This window comes from Nocardia sp. CC227C (assembly GCF_030767025.1).
Classification (GTDB): Bacteria; Actinomycetota; Actinomycetes; order Mycobacteriales; family Mycobacteriaceae; genus Nocardia.
Window position 1 is genome coordinate 104,280 of record NZ_JASITE010000010.1, and the last position, 15,679, is coordinate 119,958.

17 protein-coding genes and 1 pseudogene are annotated in these 15,679 nt (G+C 70.1%); 3 read left to right on the forward strand and 15 right to left on the reverse strand.

What is annotated here, in order from left to right; all coding sequences use genetic code 11:
• Positions 1-75 precede the first annotated feature (75 nt).
• The 9 genes from QMO76_RS21130 to hemL all read right to left on the reverse strand — a co-directional run bounded on the left by QMO76_RS21130 (position 76) and on the right by hemL (position 9,068).
• Positions 76-1,230, reverse strand: a complete 1,155-nt coding sequence (locus QMO76_RS21130) for an RNA polymerase sigma factor (protein WP_306363053.1) — start codon at positions 1,228-1,230, stop codon at positions 76-78.
• Positions 1,227-1,634 carry a YciI family protein gene (locus tag QMO76_RS21135; RefSeq protein ID WP_306363054.1) on the reverse strand — a complete coding sequence of 136 codons (408 nt, stop codon included), beginning with the start codon at positions 1,632-1,634 and terminating at the stop codon, positions 1,227-1,229. The genes QMO76_RS21130 and QMO76_RS21135 overlap by 4 nt, the downstream gene beginning before the upstream one ends.
• A gap of 48 nt (positions 1,635-1,682) precedes the next feature.
• On the reverse strand, positions 1,683-2,180 hold the full coding sequence (locus tag QMO76_RS21140) for a pyridoxamine 5'-phosphate oxidase family protein (RefSeq protein ID WP_306363055.1): 498 nt from the start codon (positions 2,178-2,180) through the stop codon (positions 1,683-1,685).
• A 167-nt stretch (positions 2,181-2,347) separates the two neighbouring features.
• On the reverse strand, positions 2,348-3,328 hold the full coding sequence (gene ccsB / locus QMO76_RS21145) for a c-type cytochrome biogenesis protein CcsB (protein ID WP_306363056.1): 981 nt from the start codon (positions 3,326-3,328) through the stop codon (positions 2,348-2,350).
• Between the two features lie 2 nt (positions 3,329-3,330).
• Positions 3,331-4,959, reverse strand: a complete 1,629-nt coding sequence (locus QMO76_RS21150) for a cytochrome c biogenesis protein ResB (RefSeq protein ID WP_306363057.1) — start codon at positions 4,957-4,959, stop codon at positions 3,331-3,333.
• On the reverse strand, positions 4,959-5,807 hold the full coding sequence (locus QMO76_RS21155; protein ID WP_306363208.1) for a cytochrome c biogenesis CcdA family protein: 849 nt from the start codon (positions 5,805-5,807) through the stop codon (positions 4,959-4,961). The genes QMO76_RS21150 and QMO76_RS21155 overlap by 1 nt, the downstream gene beginning before the upstream one ends.
• A gap of 2 nt (positions 5,808-5,809) precedes the next feature.
• Positions 5,810-6,541 (reverse strand): TlpA disulfide reductase family protein, encoded by a 732-nt coding sequence (locus tag QMO76_RS21160; RefSeq protein ID WP_306363058.1) that lies wholly within the window; start codon positions 6,539-6,541, stop codon positions 5,810-5,812.
• On the reverse strand, positions 6,538-7,188 hold the full coding sequence (locus tag QMO76_RS21165) for a histidine phosphatase family protein (RefSeq protein WP_306363209.1): 651 nt from the start codon (positions 7,186-7,188) through the stop codon (positions 6,538-6,540). Before QMO76_RS21165 ends, QMO76_RS21160 begins: the two co-directional genes overlap by 4 nt.
• 545 nt (positions 7,189-7,733) lie before the next feature.
• Positions 7,734-9,068, reverse strand: coding sequence for a glutamate-1-semialdehyde 2,1-aminomutase (hemL, locus tag QMO76_RS21170; RefSeq protein WP_306363059.1), 1,335 nt, complete (start codon positions 9,066-9,068; stop codon positions 7,734-7,736).
• Between the two features lie 151 nt (positions 9,069-9,219).
• Between hemL and QMO76_RS21175 the strand changes: the two genes are divergently transcribed.
• Positions 9,220-9,606: a hypothetical protein gene (locus tag QMO76_RS21175; protein WP_306363060.1), complete on the forward strand. Its 387-nt coding sequence runs from the start codon at positions 9,220-9,222 to the stop codon at positions 9,604-9,606.
• Positions 9,607-9,766: 160 nt separating this feature from the next.
• On the opposite strand, the gene QMO76_RS21180 is transcribed toward QMO76_RS21175, so the two are convergent.
• The 5 genes and pseudogenes from QMO76_RS21180 to QMO76_RS35390 form a co-directional block, all read right to left on the reverse strand.
• The gene (locus QMO76_RS21180) at positions 9,767-10,081 is read right to left on the reverse strand and encodes a hypothetical protein (RefSeq protein WP_306363061.1); all 315 of its coding nucleotides are present in this window, start codon (positions 10,079-10,081) and stop codon (positions 9,767-9,769) included.
• Entirely contained in the window at positions 10,081-10,602 is a 522-nt protein-coding gene (locus QMO76_RS21185; RefSeq protein ID WP_306363062.1) for a hypothetical protein, read from the reverse strand. Before QMO76_RS21185 ends, QMO76_RS21180 begins: the two co-directional genes overlap by 1 nt.
• A gap of 274 nt (positions 10,603-10,876) precedes the next feature.
• Positions 10,877-11,386: a hypothetical protein gene (locus QMO76_RS21190; RefSeq protein ID WP_306363063.1), complete on the reverse strand. Its 510-nt coding sequence runs from the start codon at positions 11,384-11,386 to the stop codon at positions 10,877-10,879.
• Positions 11,383-12,360, reverse strand: a complete 978-nt coding sequence (hemB, locus tag QMO76_RS21195; RefSeq protein WP_306363064.1) for a porphobilinogen synthase — start codon at positions 12,358-12,360, stop codon at positions 11,383-11,385. Before hemB ends, QMO76_RS21190 begins: the two co-directional genes overlap by 4 nt.
• 390 nt (positions 12,361-12,750) lie before the next feature.
• Positions 12,751-13,005, reverse strand: a pseudogene (locus QMO76_RS35390) (hypothetical protein); the annotation flags it as partial.
• Here QMO76_RS35390 and QMO76_RS21200 point away from each other — a divergent pair.
• Both QMO76_RS21200 and QMO76_RS21205 read left to right on the forward strand, forming a co-directional pair.
• On the forward strand, positions 12,913-13,200 hold the full coding sequence (locus QMO76_RS21200; protein ID WP_306363065.1) for a hypothetical protein: 288 nt from the start codon (positions 12,913-12,915) through the stop codon (positions 13,198-13,200). The pseudogene QMO76_RS35390 and the gene QMO76_RS21200 overlap by 93 nt on opposite strands.
• 40 nt (positions 13,201-13,240) lie before the next feature.
• On the forward strand, positions 13,241-13,597 hold the full coding sequence (locus QMO76_RS21205) for a hypothetical protein (RefSeq protein WP_306363066.1): 357 nt from the start codon (positions 13,241-13,243) through the stop codon (positions 13,595-13,597).
• 486 nt (positions 13,598-14,083) lie between these two features.
• On the opposite strand, the gene QMO76_RS21210 is transcribed toward QMO76_RS21205, so the two are convergent.
• Positions 14,084-15,649 (reverse strand): bifunctional uroporphyrinogen-III C-methyltransferase/uroporphyrinogen-III synthase, encoded by a 1,566-nt coding sequence (locus tag QMO76_RS21210; RefSeq protein ID WP_306363067.1) that lies wholly within the window; start codon positions 15,647-15,649, stop codon positions 14,084-14,086.
• Between the last annotated feature and the right edge of the window lie 30 nt (positions 15,650-15,679).

The window sequence follows — 15,679 nt, forward strand, 5'->3', positions numbered from 1 at the left end:
CCCGAGAAGCGGTGCGACCAAAGGGGAACTGGTGGCGGACGCCACTCGGGCGATGCCGCCACCTATTCCCCCTGATCAACGGTCCAGGTCGGGTAGCGACCGGCGGACACGGGCCGACTCGCGGGTGAGGTGGTCGCGTTCGGGGAGGGTGGTCGCGGTGCGGGCGGCTTCGGCGTACAGGGTGGCGGCCTGTTCGAGGTCGCCTGCTCGTTCCAGGAGGTAGGCGCGGGCGGCGGTGTGGCGGGGGAGGTTCGGGTCGAGGTCGGACAGGGCGGCGAGTCCGGCTCGGGGGCCGTCGGCCTCGCCGACCGCTACCGCGCGGTTCAGCCGGACCACCGGGTTGTCGGTGAGCCGCAGCAGTTCGTCGTACCACTCCACGATCTGCACCCAGTCCGTTTCCGACGCGTCGGGGGCATCCGCGTGCAGGGCGGCGATCGCGGCTTGGGCCTGGTATTCGCCCAGTCGGTCGCGGGCCAGCGCGGCCTGCAGAATCGCCACTCCTTCGGCGATAAGTCCGGTGTCCCAACGGGATCGGTCCTGGCGGGCGAGGGGCACCAGGCGTCCGTCCGGATCGGTGCGGGATGGGCGGCGGGCGTGGTGCAGCAGCATCAGCGCGAGCAGCCCCGCGACCTCGGGCTCATCGGTGGTGGCGGCGAGCTGGCGGGTGAGGCGGATGGCCTCGGCCGTCAGGTCGACAGCACCGCTGTAGCCCTCGTTGAAGACGAGGTAGAGCACGCGCAGCACCGTCGTGAGATCGCCGGGCCGGTCCAGCGGCAGGCCCGCGATGCGGCGCTTGGCGCGGCTGATCCGTTGCGCCATGGTCGATTCCGGGACCAGATAGGCCGCGGCGATCTGCCTGGTGGTCAGGCCACCGACCGCGCGCAGGGTCAAGGCGACGGCCGACCCGGGTGACAGGCTGGGGTGCGCGCATAGGAAGTACAGCCACAGCGTGTCGTCCGCGGCGGGCACCGGACCCGGCGGAGGTTCGACTTCCACGGCGAATTCCCTGCCCCGGCGGGCTGTTTCGGCGCGGGTCACATCGAGGAACTTGTTCCATGCGGCGGTGATGAGCCACGCCTTGGCGTCGCGCGGTGGATCATCCGGCCACGTCTCCAGCGCCCGGATCAGCGCCTCCTGCACCGCGTCCTCGGCCGCGGCGAAGTCGGCTCCGCGGCGGACGAGGACGCCGATCACCGCGGGCACGAGGTCGCGCAGCAGCGCTTCGTTCACTCGGTCACCGTAGGCATTTCGGTGAAGAAGGGCCGCACCTCCAGCCACTCCTGGACCGGTTTGCCGCCCGCGCCCGGGGCGGCGGACAGTTCGGCGGCCAGCTCGAGCGCGCGCTCGTAGGTGTCCACGTCGATGATCATCCACCCGGCGATCAGATCCTTGGTCTCCGCGAACGGGCCGTCGGTGACCGGCGGACGGCCCTCGCCGTCGGAGCGGACGAAAGTGCCCTCCGGCGACAGCGCCTGACTGTCGACGTATTCGCCGGACGCCTCGAGTCGCGCGGCGAAGTCCTCCATGTACCGCACGTGGGCGGTCACCTCCTCGGGCGCCCATCGGTCCATCGGCACGTCGTTGACCGGCGCGGGCGCACCTCGGTAGTGCTTGAGCAGCAGGTATTTGGCCATGATGTTCTCCCTCGTTCGCTCCGGCCCATTCTGGCCGCGATGATCGGTTCAGACAGCCTGACGCTCGGCGCGCTGCCGGATGAGTTCCTCGACAGCGGTGGGCAGCGTGGTGTCGAAGTCGATGAGCTTCACCCAGGTCGGAGTGATCGCGATCCGCACCATGCCGTCGTAGAGCGACCGCACCTCGGCCTCCCACTCGACGCGCTGCTCCGGAGTCATTTCGTAGCTGCCGTTCATCCGCAGGTACTCCTCCGGAATCCCGTCCACCACCTCCATCTCCGCCCGCCCGCGGATGAGCAGGATCTTCGGCGGGTGCACCTCGGTATCGATGGTCAGCGCGACCTCGGGATTGTGCCGCAGCGAGGGCAGCTTCGGAGCGTTCTTCGTGGTGCAGACAATGATCTCCGAACCGTTCCAGGTGAACGAGATGGGGATATTGCGCGGTGTGCCGTCCTTGGCGACATAGGCCATGCGCAGCAGGTCACGCTGCAACAGTTCCTGGCTGATCGGACGGTTCAGGACGGCGGTGATCTCGTTCGGTCGCATGACGGTCGCTCCTTCTCGGTTGTCGAGGCCGTTTCGGCTGCTCGTACCCCTGGGACGGAGCCGCGCGACAGTTCTCGACATCCACGGCGACAGAATTTCAAAGATTTTTCCAGCTGTCGCCGACCACCGATCGGATCAGCGTGATCGACGCCGGTAGGTCGACAGCCTCAGTTCAGCCCCGCGTAGCTGTGCAGGCCGCTCACCACGATGTTGATGATGAACAGGTTGAACAGCATGGCGGTGAAGCCGGCGATGTTGATCCAGGCGGCCTTGGTGTCGCGCCAGCCGGAGGTGGCGCGGGCGTGGAGGTAGGCGGCGTAGACGACCCAGGTGATGAAGGAGACGGTTTCCTTGGGGTCCCAGCCCCAGAAGCGGCCCCAGGCGGCTTCGGCCCAGATGGCGCCGAGGATGACGCCGGTGCCGAAGAGGGGGAAGGCGACGATGGTGGTCTTGTAGGCGAGGCGGTCGAGGGTGCGGGCGTCGGGGAGGCGGCGGGCCAGGGAGCCGAGCAGGTTGTCGGATTCCTGGCCGTCGGGCTGGCGCATGCGGAAAAGGAACAGCAGGCTGGCGACGCCGGAGAGCAGGAAGATGCCGGAGCCGACGCTCACGATGGTGACGTGGATGGGCAGCCAGAAGGATTTGAGGGCCGGGACCACGGGGGCCGCTTCGGCGTAGAGCACATTGCCCGCCAGGTACATGAGGACCAGGACCGGCACGATCAGGAACACCCACATGGCGCGGAAACGCCGGTCGGACATGAAGACCAGGCCCGTCACCATGGCGGCGGCGCAGGCCATGGTGATGAACTCGTACATATTGCCGAGCGGGAAGCGGTGCACCGCGAACCCGCGCAGCACGATCGAGGCCAGATGCAGGCCGATCGCCACGAACAGCACCGCGAAAGCCATATTGCCGAAGCGTTCGGCCAGCGTGGGAGCGGGCTTCTCGGCGAGCTTGCCGGGCACGCCCATCGCGGGCGCCTCACCGGAACCGGAACCGCCGACCGTGACCAGTTCGCGTTCGGCCGTGAGCTGCTTGCGGGCCGAGGCGTACTGCACGATCAGCATCGCCAGCACCAGCAGGTAGACCACGAACGCCGATTTGAAGGCGAGATTGCTGTATCCGGCGAGGGTTTCGTCGATCGGCATAGTCATTCTCCCGTGCTGTGGTCCAGCAGCCGTGTGCGTAGGCGGTCGAATTCGCCGCCCCAACCCGCCTGGTCGGTGCGGGCCAGTCCGCCCATTTCTACTACGGTACGTCGTTTGTCATCGGCACCCGCGTCGGGGTACACCCGCAGCCAGATCCGGCGGCGCTTCACCAGCAGCGACACCAGCAGACCCGCCATCATCACGATGGAGCTGCCCAGCACCCACCCCTGCGCCGGATCGTGCGAGACCTGCAGGTTCACGAACTCTTCCGCGCCGTCGAAGGTCACCGTGGTGCCGTCCGCGAGCGTCGCCGACTCACCGGGCGACAGATTGACCCGCTGCTCCTTGTTCAGCCGCCCCTGCTTGATCATCTCCGGATCCAGCGTGAACAGGGACTGGGCGCGGCCGGTGTCCAGACCGGTCTCGCCGCGATAGATGTCCACCGCCACCATGGGGTTGGTCATGGCCGGATAGCTGGAGGTGAGCAACGTACCGTGCAGCAGGCCGGTGGGCGCGAACAGGCCCTGGATGGCGATCTGGTTCTTGCGCCGCTCCGCCTCGTCGGGATACATGCCCCCGGGCGGATCGATGCGCAGCACGCCGCTGGACAGGAACGTCGTCGCGTCGTCCGGCCGCCACTGGATGGCCTCGGTGCGGGTCTGCCCGTCCGGGAAGGTGACCGTGAACTTCGGCGCGAAACCGTGGCCCTGCAGGTAGATCCGGTCACCGGCCACACGCAGCGGGTGGTTCACCTTCAGCGTGGTGTCACGCCAGGTGTCGGCACTCAGATCCGAGCCCGCCTGGTAGGAGATGTCGGAGGTGAACATCTCCGCCTGGCCGTTGGGCAGATAGTCGGCCTTGAAGTTCTTCACCCGCACGCACAGCGGCGTCAGGCCGGTGCCGTCGATGACATTGCCCGCCCGGAAGGAGTCGAACACCGCCGGGGAGGTGGTGCAGAACCCGGGCCCGTTGTTCGCGATGACGATGACATTGCCCTCGTAGCCGAACAGCTTGCCGATGGCGATGGCCGCCAGCAGCGCCACCAGGGCGAGGTGGAAGGCGAGGTTGCCGAGTTCGCGGGTGTAGCCCTTCTCCGCCGAGACCGTGATCTCACCCTCGCGGCTGCCGGATCGAACCGCCGTGCGCCAGCCGCGCAGTTCCCGGCGGGCGTGCTCCACGACCTGCTCCGGCGTGGCGGTCTCGTCGCCCTCGTAGTGGTAGGGCAGCCGGGACAGATTGCGCGGCACCTTGACCGGCTCGGTGCGCAGCGCCCGGTAGTGGTCCCAGCAGCGCGGCAGGATGCAGCCCACCAGCGAGATGAACAGCAGCACGTAGACGGCCGTGAACCAGAAGCTGCCGAACACGTCGAACAGTTCCAGCCGATCCATCCACGGCCCCAGCGTCGGCCGGTCCGCGATGTACTGGTCCACCTTCTGCGCATTCAGGCTGCGCTGCGGCAGCAGCGCGCCCGGAATCGCGGCCAGCGCCAGCAGGAACAGCAGCATGAGCGCGGTGCGCATGCTGGTGAGCCCGCGCCAGGTATTGCGCAGGGTGGCCAGCACCCGCCCCGGCAGCGACTGTCGCGGCGGGCCGGAAGGTGCGGGAGCGGTGGGGGTTTCGGTCGCAGTCATCAGATCGGGAGGGTCACATTCGAGACGAAGGCGTCGCGGACCCAGGAGACGAACTGATCCCAGGCCCCGGTCACGAGGGCGATGCCGACGGCCACCAGCAGCAGCCCGCCGATCACCTGAATGGTGCGCGAATTGCGGCGCAGCCAGCCGACACCGCGCAGCGCGGTCGCCGAGCCGAACGCCAGGATCACGAAGGGCAGGCCCAGCCCCAGGCAGTAGGCCACGATGAGGGCGACGCCACGCGCGGCGGTGGTGCCGTCGGTGCCCGCGGAGACGGCCATGACGCCGGACAGGGTCGGGCCCAGGCAGGGCGTCCAGCCCAGCGCGAACACCGCGCCGAGCAGGGGCGCGCCGACAATGCCGCTGAGGCGGCGCGGCTCCATGCGAGTGTCCTTCTGCAGGGCCGGAATCAGGCCGATGAAGGCCAGGCCCATGACGATGGTGACCACACCGCCGACCCGTTGCAGCAGTTCACGATTGACGTTCAGCGCCTGGATCGCGCCGAAGACGGTGGCCGTGGCCAGCACGAACACCGCCGTGAAGCCGGCGACGAAGAGCCCGGCCGCACCCGCGACCCGCAGGCGCGCACGGTTTTTCGCGGTTTTCTCGGCCAGTGCCGTCGAACCGCCCTGCGTCGCTTCCCGTTTCGCCGACTCGACGGTCACCGGCGGCGCTTCCGCGCCGACCAGGCCCGCGAGATACGACAGGTAACCGGGCACCAGCGGCACCACGCACGGCGAGGCGAACGACACCAGCCCCGCGAGCACACACGCTCCCAGCGCCAGCAGCAGCGGCCCGGAAGACGCCGTCTGCTGGAAGGATTCACCGACCCCGGCCAGTACCGTCACGTTCACGACGGGTCCTCGGCGGCGATGCGCTCGACGGCCGGCTGGAGGTCCTCGGCGAGCAGGGATCGCAGGAAGACCGCGGCCACGCGATGCTGCCGGTCCAGGATGAGCGTGGTCGGGATGACGCTGGTGGGGAATTTGCCGCCGAGCGCGAGCAGGGTGCGCATGGAGGGGTCGTAGATCGACGGGTAGCCGACGTTGTAGTCGGTGACGAAATCCCGCGCCTTGTCCTGCTGGTTGTCCCGCACATTGATGCCGAGGAAGGCGACGCCGGAATCCCTGGTGGCCTCGTAGACCTGTTCCAGCGCGGGGGCCTCGGCGCGGCACGGGCCGCACCACTGGCCCCAGAGATTGATGACCACGACCTGATTCGGGAAATCGCTCACCGAGGTGGTCTTGCCGTCGGTCATGAGGTCCGGCCCGGACAGCGGGCCGATGGTGCCGCGACTCGACGGCGGATCGTAGAAGATGTCGGTCTCGCCGCCCGGTGAGACGAAATCGAAGGTGCCGCCCTGAGCCACCGCGTCCTTGCCCGCCGTCGAGCAGCCCGCGAGCGCGGCGACCAGGCACACGCTCGCCAGCAGGATCGACAGCACGCGCCGGGGCGCGGCGGGGGCCGCGATGCGCCGGAGCGGTCCGCCCGAGCCGACGGCGCGGCTCCCGCGGCGTCCCCCCGGCACGGACGGTGGCCCCGCGTTCGTACGCGGGGCCTGCTCTCGGCGCTGACCGGTCATGCCCCGGTCACCGTCGGATCGGTGGCCCCGGCGGGCTCGGAGTAGACGATGTCGATGAGGGTGTCGCCCTGGTAGACCAGGGAGGTGAGCGACGCGAGCGAGCACTGGCGGCGGCGCGGGTCGTGCCACAGGCGCTGGCCCTGCAGGAAGCGGCGCAGCGTCCACACCGGGAGCTGATGCGAGACCAGCACCGCCTCGCGGCCCGCCGCCTCGACCCTGGCCTTGTTGACCGCGGCCAGCATGCGGTGCGCGATCTGGAGGTACGGCTCGCCCCAGGACGGGGTGAACGGGTCGCGCAGCTTCAGCCAGTGCCGGGGCTTGCGCAGCGCGCCGTCGCGGGCGGCGACGCGCAGGCCCTCGAAGGTGTTCCCGGCCTCGATCAGGTTGTCGTCGGTGCGGATGAGCAGCCCGTGCTGGGTGGCGATGGGGTCCGCGGTCTCCTGCGCCCGCTGCAGCGGCGAGGCCACCACCAGCGCGATGTCGTGGTCGCGCAGCGAACGCGCCACGGCCTGCGCCTGCGCCTGGCCCGCCACCGAGAGTCCGAAGCCGGACAGGCGGCCGTACAGGATGCCCTTGGGGTTGTGCACCTCCCCGTGCCGCAGCACGTGCACGATGGTCTCGACGTCGCTGGCCACCTCGCCCGGCAGCACGATATCGCCTGTGGCAGAGAGGTGGTCGCCGTCCGGCGCTCCGGCGGACGCGGCGCTGTCGGCGTCCGCCGCCGATACCGGCTCGCCTCGGGAATCCGTGGCATCCGAGGGAACCGACGCGGTGATCGCGGCGTCCGGTTCGGCAACGCCCACCTCGGCTGCCGGGGATTCGGTGGGTGCGTCCGCCGAAACGCTGTCGGGCGAAACGGCCGAACTCGCGGCGTGCGCTACCACGACGTCGATCGGATCGGCGGCCGCGGTGGACTCGCGCGCATCGGCGGCGGGCGAGTCGACCAGCCGCGAATCATCCGCGCGCACAGCGGTTTCCGCAGCGGCCGAGGCTGCCGCGCCGATGCCTGCGGAATCCGGGCCTGCCGCCGGTGCGCTTGTGCCGGAGGCGGTTTCGTCACCCCCGCCCGCCTGGCTCGGCTCGGCGACATCCCGCTCGGCCTGGCGCAGGGAGTTCAGCAGGCGGGCGGCGTCGGCGGTGGAGACGGGCTGGGTCGAGGGGGCCGGCAGACCGGTGTCGGGGTGGTCGGAGCTCACGCGGATCCTTCGGGGGTGGCGGCGGCCGCGGCGGAGGCGGCCGCGGGCAGGGCGGCGGCGATACGGTCGAATGCGTCCTCGTCGAGCGCCGCGGAGACGAACCATGCCTCGAACGCGCTCGGCGGCGCGTACACGCCGTGGTCGAGCAGCGCGTGGAAGAACGCCGGGAAGCGCCAGGTGTCGCTGGCCTTGGCGGCGGCGTAGTCGGTGACCGGGGTGTCGGCGAAGAACACGCTCACCATATTGCCCGCGAATTGCACCCGATGACCGACACCGGCGGCGGTGAGTGCCTCGGTAAGCAGTCCGCCGAGGCGTTGCGCGTTCTTGTCCAGCGTGGCGTACACCGAGTCGTCGGCGGCGCGCAGCGTGGCCAGACCGGCGGCGACCGCGACCGGATTCCCGGACAGCGTGCCCGCCTGGTACACCGGGCCCAGCGGCGCGAGGTGGTTCATGATCTCGGCGCGCCCGCCGAAGGCCGCGGCGGGCAGCCCCCCGCTCATCACCTTGCCGAAGGTGTAGAGGTCACCGGCGACGCCGTCGATGCCGTACCAGCCGGAGTGGCTCACCCGGAAGCCGGTCATGACCTCGTCCATGACGAGCAGCGCGCCGTGCTCGGCGGTGAGCCGCCGCAGTCCGGCGTTGAAGCCGGGCAGCGGTGCGACCGCGCCCATATTGCCCGCGGCGGCCTCGGTGATGACGCACGCGATCTGCCCCGGATGGGCGGCGAAGGCGGCGGCCACGGCGTCCAGGTCGTTGTAGGGCAGCACGATGGTGTCGGCGGCCTGCGCCCCGGTGACGCCCGGCGAGGTGGGCAGGCCCAGGGTGGCGACGCCCGAACCGGCGTCGGCCAGCAGCGCGTCCACGTGTCCGTGGTAGCAGCCGGAGAACTTGATGATCTTGGAGCGCCCGGTGAAACCGCGGGCCAGCCGCACCGCGCTCATGGTCGCCTCGGTGCCGGAGTTCACCAGTCGCACCCGTTCCGCCGGGGCGACCCGCGCCGCGATGGCCTCGGCCAGTTCGATTTCGGCCTCGGTGGGCGCGCCGAACGACAGGCCACCGGCGGCGGCGCGCTGCACGGCCTCGACCACGGCCGGGTGCGCGTGTCCCAGGATCATCGGCCCCCACGAGCACACCAGATCCACGTAGTCGTTGCCGTCGGCGTCGGTCAGCGTGCAGCCGCGTGCGGAGGCGATGAAGCGTGGTGTCCCACCGACGGATTTGAAGGCTCGCACCGGCGAGTTCACGCCACCCGGGATCACGTCGGCGGCGCGTGCGAAGAGTTGGGCGGAGACCGGCACCGATGCCTGGCTCAGACGCGGAGAAGAACTCACGGCTTCCAGTGTCGCAGCCGCCCGATCCACCGTCGACGACAGGGTGTAGTGGGGTGGTCCAACGCACACGGCGCGTCAATCATTCGCTGCATAGTTGCTGGTGCGTAATCTCGAGCACCAGGGCATTTTCGGACCACAGGAGGAAAAGTTCATGCGGATCGCACTCTTCGGCGCGGGACTGTTCGCCGCCGTGGCGGGACTGACGCTCGGGGCGGGACAAGCCAGCGCGGGAGTGCCGATCGTCCAACCGGATCAGGGACGGATCGGAATGCACCTCTCACACGAGGAGACCGCGATGGCGGCGTCCGGACCGCTGCCGGCCGTGGTCAGCATGTTCGTGCCGCTGAACCGGATGGGGGCGGGGCTGCATCCGGAGACTCGGATCTACCGGGACGACAACGGCGGCGTGCACGCCTCACTGCGGCAGGTGCTGATGGAGGCGGCGCAGCATCCCGACGGCTCGGTCGTGGTGTTCCTGAACGCGCCCGGCACCCGCGGCGGGCGGGTGCTGGACGTGTATCAGAATTGGACGCGATAGGTCGTCAGGACAGCGGCAGACCCAGGCAGAACGCCGCCCACCCGGTGCTGAGCAGGCAGTTCAGCTGCACCGGTAGCAAATCCAGCCAGGAGAACACGGGTATGAGCGTCATACTCGGAGATTGTCCGCCAGACGGGCGTTCAATCGGCGCGATGGCGCGTCAGTGTCCGGCGGTTGTCCGGCGCGTGCGCACCACGGCGTCCCGGCGCGTGCGCGCCACGGCGTCCCGGCGCGTGCGCGCCACGATGTCCCGGCGCGTGCGCGCCACGATGTCGATGAGCAGCAACCCGCCGACCGCCACGGCCACCGCGGCCAGCAGCAACCACGGGCCCGCGTAGCGCATCGCCTCGAAGCCCGGTATATCGCCATTGGGCGCGTACCAGCTGGTCTGAACACCTCGCCGCCAACTCCACACCGCCGCCACCCCGCACAGCGGCACCAGAAGAAATTCGGCGAGCACGGCACGCCACCGCATCAGCGCGCCCCCTTCTCCTCGTCCCGTTCCTCGATATCCGGCAGCCGTTCCAGCGCGGCGGTGAGCTCGGCGCGCAGCGTGCGGTGATCGCGCGCCCACGCCTGCACCAGACCGCCGTCGCGCAACTTCAGTCTGATCCCGCCGCGTCGCCGCGGCACCCCGGTGAGTTCGCCCAGTGCCCTGGCCGACTGCCAGTCCTCATCATCCCAGGACTCCTCGTCGAACTCCGGCAGCACGGCCGCGATATTCCGCAGCGGCAGCAGTTCGGTGCCCTGGCGCAGGTGGGTGTCGGTGAGCTCGACACTGATGTGCCGTCGTCCGGCGACCACCTGCAACCAGACGAATCCGCCGAGCAGCGCCGCGCAGAACGCCAGCCCGAACCAGTGGATCGCGCCGCCGCGCACCACTTCCAGCACCAGAATGAGACCGCAGAGGGCGGGACCGTAGGCGATGGTCCGCCAGCGCGCACCCGGCTCGGCGAACAGCACCGGAGGCGCGGGGGCCGCTGGCGCGTCGGTCATAGGCCCGGCGTCTCGGTCATGGGGGTCAGCCGACGAGCCCCGGAATCAACAGCACGGCGAGGGTGAGCAGTCCGAACAGAATCAACAGACTCAGCACCAGCAGATCTCGCCGAAGGCTGTGCGGCTGCTGAATCACCACTCGCATCATTGCCTCCGAACCACCGGAGCCGAGCGCACCATTGCCCAACGGATGATGCCCGACTTCCGGTTCCCAATTTCCCTGTGACTGTCCTCACCATACCGCGCCTACCGGCTGGTACAAACTCCGGTGCGCTCACCGCGGCCCGGGACGGAAGTACGCGTCGGATTCCGCGCGGTAGCAGAGGAATACGGCCCCGGCGGCCAGCACCGCCTGCACGATGGACGCGCCGCCGGCCACCAGACCCGCGATGCCGCCCGTGCCCGGCCCGAACAGCGCACCAAGTCCGCCCACCACCAGGAAGACGCCGAGCACCATGAGAACCGTTCGAGCCCAAGACTTTCCGCGCCCCAGCTGATACACCACCGCCGCGCCCGCGCCCAGCAGCGCCAGCCACAGCACGGCCATGATGACCAGCACCACCATCACCATGAGTTCGACCTGCGCCAGGGTGGCCGTCGGCTGATCGGCCCGCACCTGATCGAAGAACTCCTCGGCCAGTTCTCTGCGCTGCCCGAACTGTGTGAGCACGGTGGCGATCACCTGCACCACGCCAACGGCCAGCGCGGCCCACCAGAGCTGGGTGGCGGTGCGGACATCCTCGGGGACGGGCCGCGGGCCCGTCGATGGAGCGATTCGATTCACGACAACCAGTGCGCGGCCTCGGTCGCCCAGTAGGTGAGCACGATATCCGCGCCCGCCCGCCGAATTCCGGTGAGCGACTCCACAATCGCGCCGCGCCGGTCGATCCAGCCGTTCTGCGCGGCGGCGGTGATCATGGCGTACTCACCGGAGATCTGGTACGCGGCCACCGGCACCGTGGACCGGTCGGCGACCTCGCGCAGGATGTCCAGATACGACATGGCGGGTTTCACCATGACGATGTCCGCGCCCTCGGCCAGATCCAGATCCAGTTCGCGAACGGCCTCGCGGCGGTTGGCCGGATCCTGCTGATAGGTGCGGCGGTCGCCCTGCAACGACGAACCGACCGCCTCGCGGAACGGGCCGTAGAAGGCCGAGGCGTACTTGGCGGCGTAGGCCAGGATGCCGGTGTCGATATGTCCGGCCGCGTCCAGCCCGGCGCGGACGGCGGCCACCTGGCCGTCCATCATGCCGCTGGTGCCGAGCAGGTCGGCCCCGGTCTCGGCTTGCGCCAGCGCCATGTCGATATAGCGGTCCAGGGTGGCGTCGTTGTCGACCGCGCCGTCGGGGCTCAGCACACCGCAGTGGCCGTGGTCGGTGAACTCGTCCAGGCAGGTGTCGGCCATGACCACGGTGGAGCCGCCGACCTCCTGCACCAGCGCCCGCAGGCCGCGGTTGAGAATGCCGTCGGGGTCGCTGGCCCCGCTCCCGGCCGCGTCCTTGTCCTCCGGCTTCGGCACGCCGAAGAGCATCAGCCCACCAACGCCCGCGGTGACCGCCTCGACGGCCGCCTTGCGCAGCGAATCCATGGAGTGCTGGTACACGCCCGGCATGGAGGAGATTTCGCGGGGCTCGTCGATCCCGTCGGCGACGAACATGGGCAGAACCAAATGCCGTGGCTCGACGGTGGTTTCGGCGACGAGCCGACGCAGTGCAGGTGTACGGCGCAACCGCCGTGGGCGGTCCAATCCGGTCATAGGGCGATGATATGCCCCCGGCGTGAACGCGGCGCGGGACGGTCCACCCCCGTCCGGGAAATGCGTTCGACCTGCGAATACTCTCGACCGATGCGCGCTCCGCCGAACAGTGCGTGCCGATGGTGCCGTAAGGTGCACAGCGCGGTGTCGGTGGCTGGCGCGAGGTGGGAATGGAAGCGAATCGGGAATCGGCGACAGTCGACGCGGAGCTCGCCGACCTACTCGGGGAACTGCTGCCCACGATGTTTCGGACTCGGCTGGCACCTGCGACGCTTCGGGCTCCGCTACCACCTGCGACGCTGCGGGCTCGACTGCCACCCGCGACGCTTCAGGCTCGGCTGCCGTCCGCGATGCTTCGGGCTCGGTTGCCGTCCAGGATGTTTCAGCACTCAGGTACACGACCCGCACGCCCTCGGCGCGCAGGCGCGGCACCACGCCCGCGCGCACCAGGGACGACTTCCCGATTCCGGAGCGGCCGACGACCGCCACCACGGACAGCTCACCCAGCGCCGCCACCACGCGGTCGATATCCGGACCGCGCCCGTAGTAGAGGTGGGAGTCGTTCTCCCCGAACGGTTCCAGGCCGCGATACGGGTTCGGCAGCGAATCCGGGTCGAGGCCGAGCACCTCGTTCACCGGGATCATGAACGCGGTGCGGGTCAGGCGGCGACGGTCGGCGGCCACGGCCATCCCCACCACGGCCGCACTGCCCGCGTCCCAGACGGGCGCGCCGCTGAAGCCGCCGGTGAGCGGTTGGCCGCCGTCGGCGGCGTGCAGTTGACAGCTTGGCAGGCCACGCTAGAGTTCGCGACCCGGGTGCACCCGCTCAACCCACTGTGAGCAGCGGATTTTGTCGGAGGCAGCGGGTAGAATCGAATACATGTTCGAGGGATCGCATCGGGCGGCCCCGATCGCGACGAGAGGATCGACCGTGCTCGCTGCCATCGCCACCCTGCCCACCGCAACCGTCCCGAAGAAGGGGGACTCCATCGCCGAGGCTTGGCGTCCGCTGGTCAAGCAGCCGCTACCCGCCGGACGGCCCCGCTCCTGGTACATCGCCCACAACCGCCGACTCAAGGCCATGCGCCTGGCCATCGCCCTGCTCGACGCGGGTGCGTTCGCCCCGGACCAGGTCACCGACGAGAAGATCCACCACACCGCCGAGGTGATCGGCGTCCATCCGCCCTCCCCCACCACCTGCCGCATGGTCCGCCGCCTCATGCAAGCCCGCCGCTGAACCACGACGGCGGTGGGCGGCGCTGGCCATGGGGGTGCGCCGCCCACCGCCGACGCCGGCCGGTATCCCGCACCGCGCCATTCCGGTGCGGGATACCGGCACACCCCACACCGAATCCGATCCGGCGTGGACCCGGCCCGAGTTCGAACGATCTGCGCCAACACGTTCGAGCGATCTGCGCCGAGGCGTGGGGCGACAGGCGGCACACGGCTGGTCGCCCGCGGCCCAGCGGTCCGCGGCTGGCCGCCCGCGGCCCAGCGGTTCGCGGCTGGCCGCCCGGCCCAGCGGTTGCGGCGGAGCGGCACCTGCCCTAGGAGTGGAGAGGGCCGCGATGAACTGCGGCGGTCGGATTCGGTCGAACCGAGTCGGCCGACGCGGCCCGGGCACGGCCTCGGAGAGAGATGAGGACTCCGGGGTCACCGGGGAAGGCAACGGGCCCCGCACGTTTCGAGTGCGGGGCCCGTTGGCGTCGAAGTTCGCGGCCGGTTACCGGCTGCTGCGGCGGCTCTTCTTCCGCGGCGGCGGGAGCAGACCTTCCGCGCGCAGGTGCGCGGCATGCTCGGCGAGCGCCTCGACGAGCGGTCCGACCTGCGCCACATCCGGCTGCACATCCACGCGCAGACCGAATTCGATGGCCGTCTCGGCGGTCTTGGGGCCGATGCAGGCGACGATGGTGCGCGCGTGCGGCTTACCCGCGATGCCGACCAGGTTCCGCACGGTGGAGGACGAGGTGAACAGCACCGCGTCGAAACCGCCGGTCTTGATCATCTCGCGGGTCTCCGCGGGCGGCGGCGAGGCGCGCACGGTGCGGTAGGCCGTCACATCGTCGATCTCCCAGCCACGGTCGCGCAGCCCCTCGGCGAGGGTCTCGGTGGCGATATCCGCGCGCGGCAGCAGCACCCGGTTGACCGGATCGAAAACGTCGTCGTAGGGCGGGAAGTCGGCCAGCAGGCCCTCGGAGGACTGCTCCCCCGACGGCACCAGCTCGGGGTTGATGCCGAACGAGCGCACCTTCTCCGCGGTGGCCTCGCCCACGCAGGCGATCTTCACACCGGAGAACGCGCGGGCATCGAGCCCGAACTCGCCGAACTTCTCCCACACCGCGCGCACGGCATTGGTGGAGGTGAACACCACCCACTGGTAGCGGCCGTCCACCAGGCCCTTCACCGCGCGCTCCATCTGCGCGGGCGAGCGCGGCGGCTCCACCGCGATGGTGGGAACCTCCATCGGAATGGCCCCGTGCATGACGAGCTTCTCGCTCATCTCACCGGCCTGTTCCTTGGTGCGCGGCACCAGCACGGTCCAGCCGTACAGCGCCCGCGACTCCCACCACGACATCTTGGAGCGCTTCTCGACCTCCTTGCCGACCGTCACCACGAGCGGGCCGACCAGTTCGGACGCGGCGTTGTTGAGCGTCGCCAGCGTGGCCTCGATGGTGCGCTGCTGCCGGGTGGTGCCGCGCACGGTCACCGCCACCGGGGTCTGCGGCGCGAGCCCGTGCTCCACCAGCGCGCTCGCGGTCTCGGCCAGATGCCCGGAGGTGGCGTGCAGCACCAGCGGACCCGGCGCGGCCGCGACGGCCGCCCAGTCCACCTCGCCGCGCACATCCACCTCGGTGTGGCTGGAGCCCAGGGCGATACCCGCGTACGCGGGCACCGTCGCACCGGACGGCAGCCCGGGCAGCACCTCGAACACCATGTGCGAGCGGGTGACCGAATTGACCTCCTGGATCACCGAATCGGTGGTCAGCGGGTCACCGGAGACCAGGCGCACCACATCGTGCCCGGCCCGCGCCTCGGAGATGAGAGTCTTGGCCACCTCGCTCGGATCGCCGAGCGCCGGGCGCACATCGACGGGACGCTCCCCGTCGGGGCCCGCCTCGACCGCGGTGCCGATCAGCGCCAGCACGCCCTTGTCGACATCGGGATCGGTGAACGCCAGCGTCGCCCGCCCGAGCACCTCGCGGGCCCGGACGGTGAGCAGCGCCGGATCACCCGGACCGGATCCCACGAATAGGATCCGCCCGGGGTGCTTCTTGGCGGCCCGGCTCATGCCCGCACCTCGCCGGCGCTCGATACGGTC

Coding starts and splice junctions, on each gene's coding strand:
- QMO76_RS21175 (WP_306363060.1), top strand. CDS start 9,220: ATGCGGATCGCACTCTTCGGCGCGGGACTGTTCGCCGCCGTGGCGGGA.
- QMO76_RS21150 (WP_306363057.1), bottom strand. CDS start 4,959: ATGACTGCGACCGAAACCCCCACCGCTCCCGCACCTTCCGGCCCGCCG.
- QMO76_RS21205 (WP_306363066.1), top strand. CDS start 13,241: ATGTTCGAGGGATCGCATCGGGCGGCCCCGATCGCGACGAGAGGATCG.
- QMO76_RS21160 (WP_306363058.1), bottom strand. CDS start 6,541: ATGACCGGTCAGCGCCGAGAGCAGGCCCCGCGTACGAACGCGGGGCCA.
- QMO76_RS21185 (WP_306363062.1), bottom strand. CDS start 10,602: ATGACCGACGCGCCAGCGGCCCCCGCGCCTCCGGTGCTGTTCGCCGAG.
- QMO76_RS21140 (WP_306363055.1), bottom strand. CDS start 2,180: ATGCGACCGAACGAGATCACCGCCGTCCTGAACCGTCCGATCAGCCAG.
- QMO76_RS21210 (WP_306363067.1), bottom strand. CDS start 15,649: ATGAGCCGGGCCGCCAAGAAGCACCCCGGGCGGATCCTATTCGTGGGA.
- hemB (WP_306363064.1), bottom strand. CDS start 12,360: ATGACCGGATTGGACCGCCCACGGCGGTTGCGCCGTACACCTGCACTG.
- ccsB (WP_306363056.1), bottom strand. CDS start 3,328: ATGCCGATCGACGAAACCCTCGCCGGATACAGCAATCTCGCCTTCAAA.
- QMO76_RS21180 (WP_306363061.1), bottom strand. CDS start 10,081: ATGCGGTGGCGTGCCGTGCTCGCCGAATTTCTTCTGGTGCCGCTGTGC.
- QMO76_RS21135 (WP_306363054.1), bottom strand. CDS start 1,634: ATGGCCAAATACCTGCTGCTCAAGCACTACCGAGGTGCGCCCGCGCCG.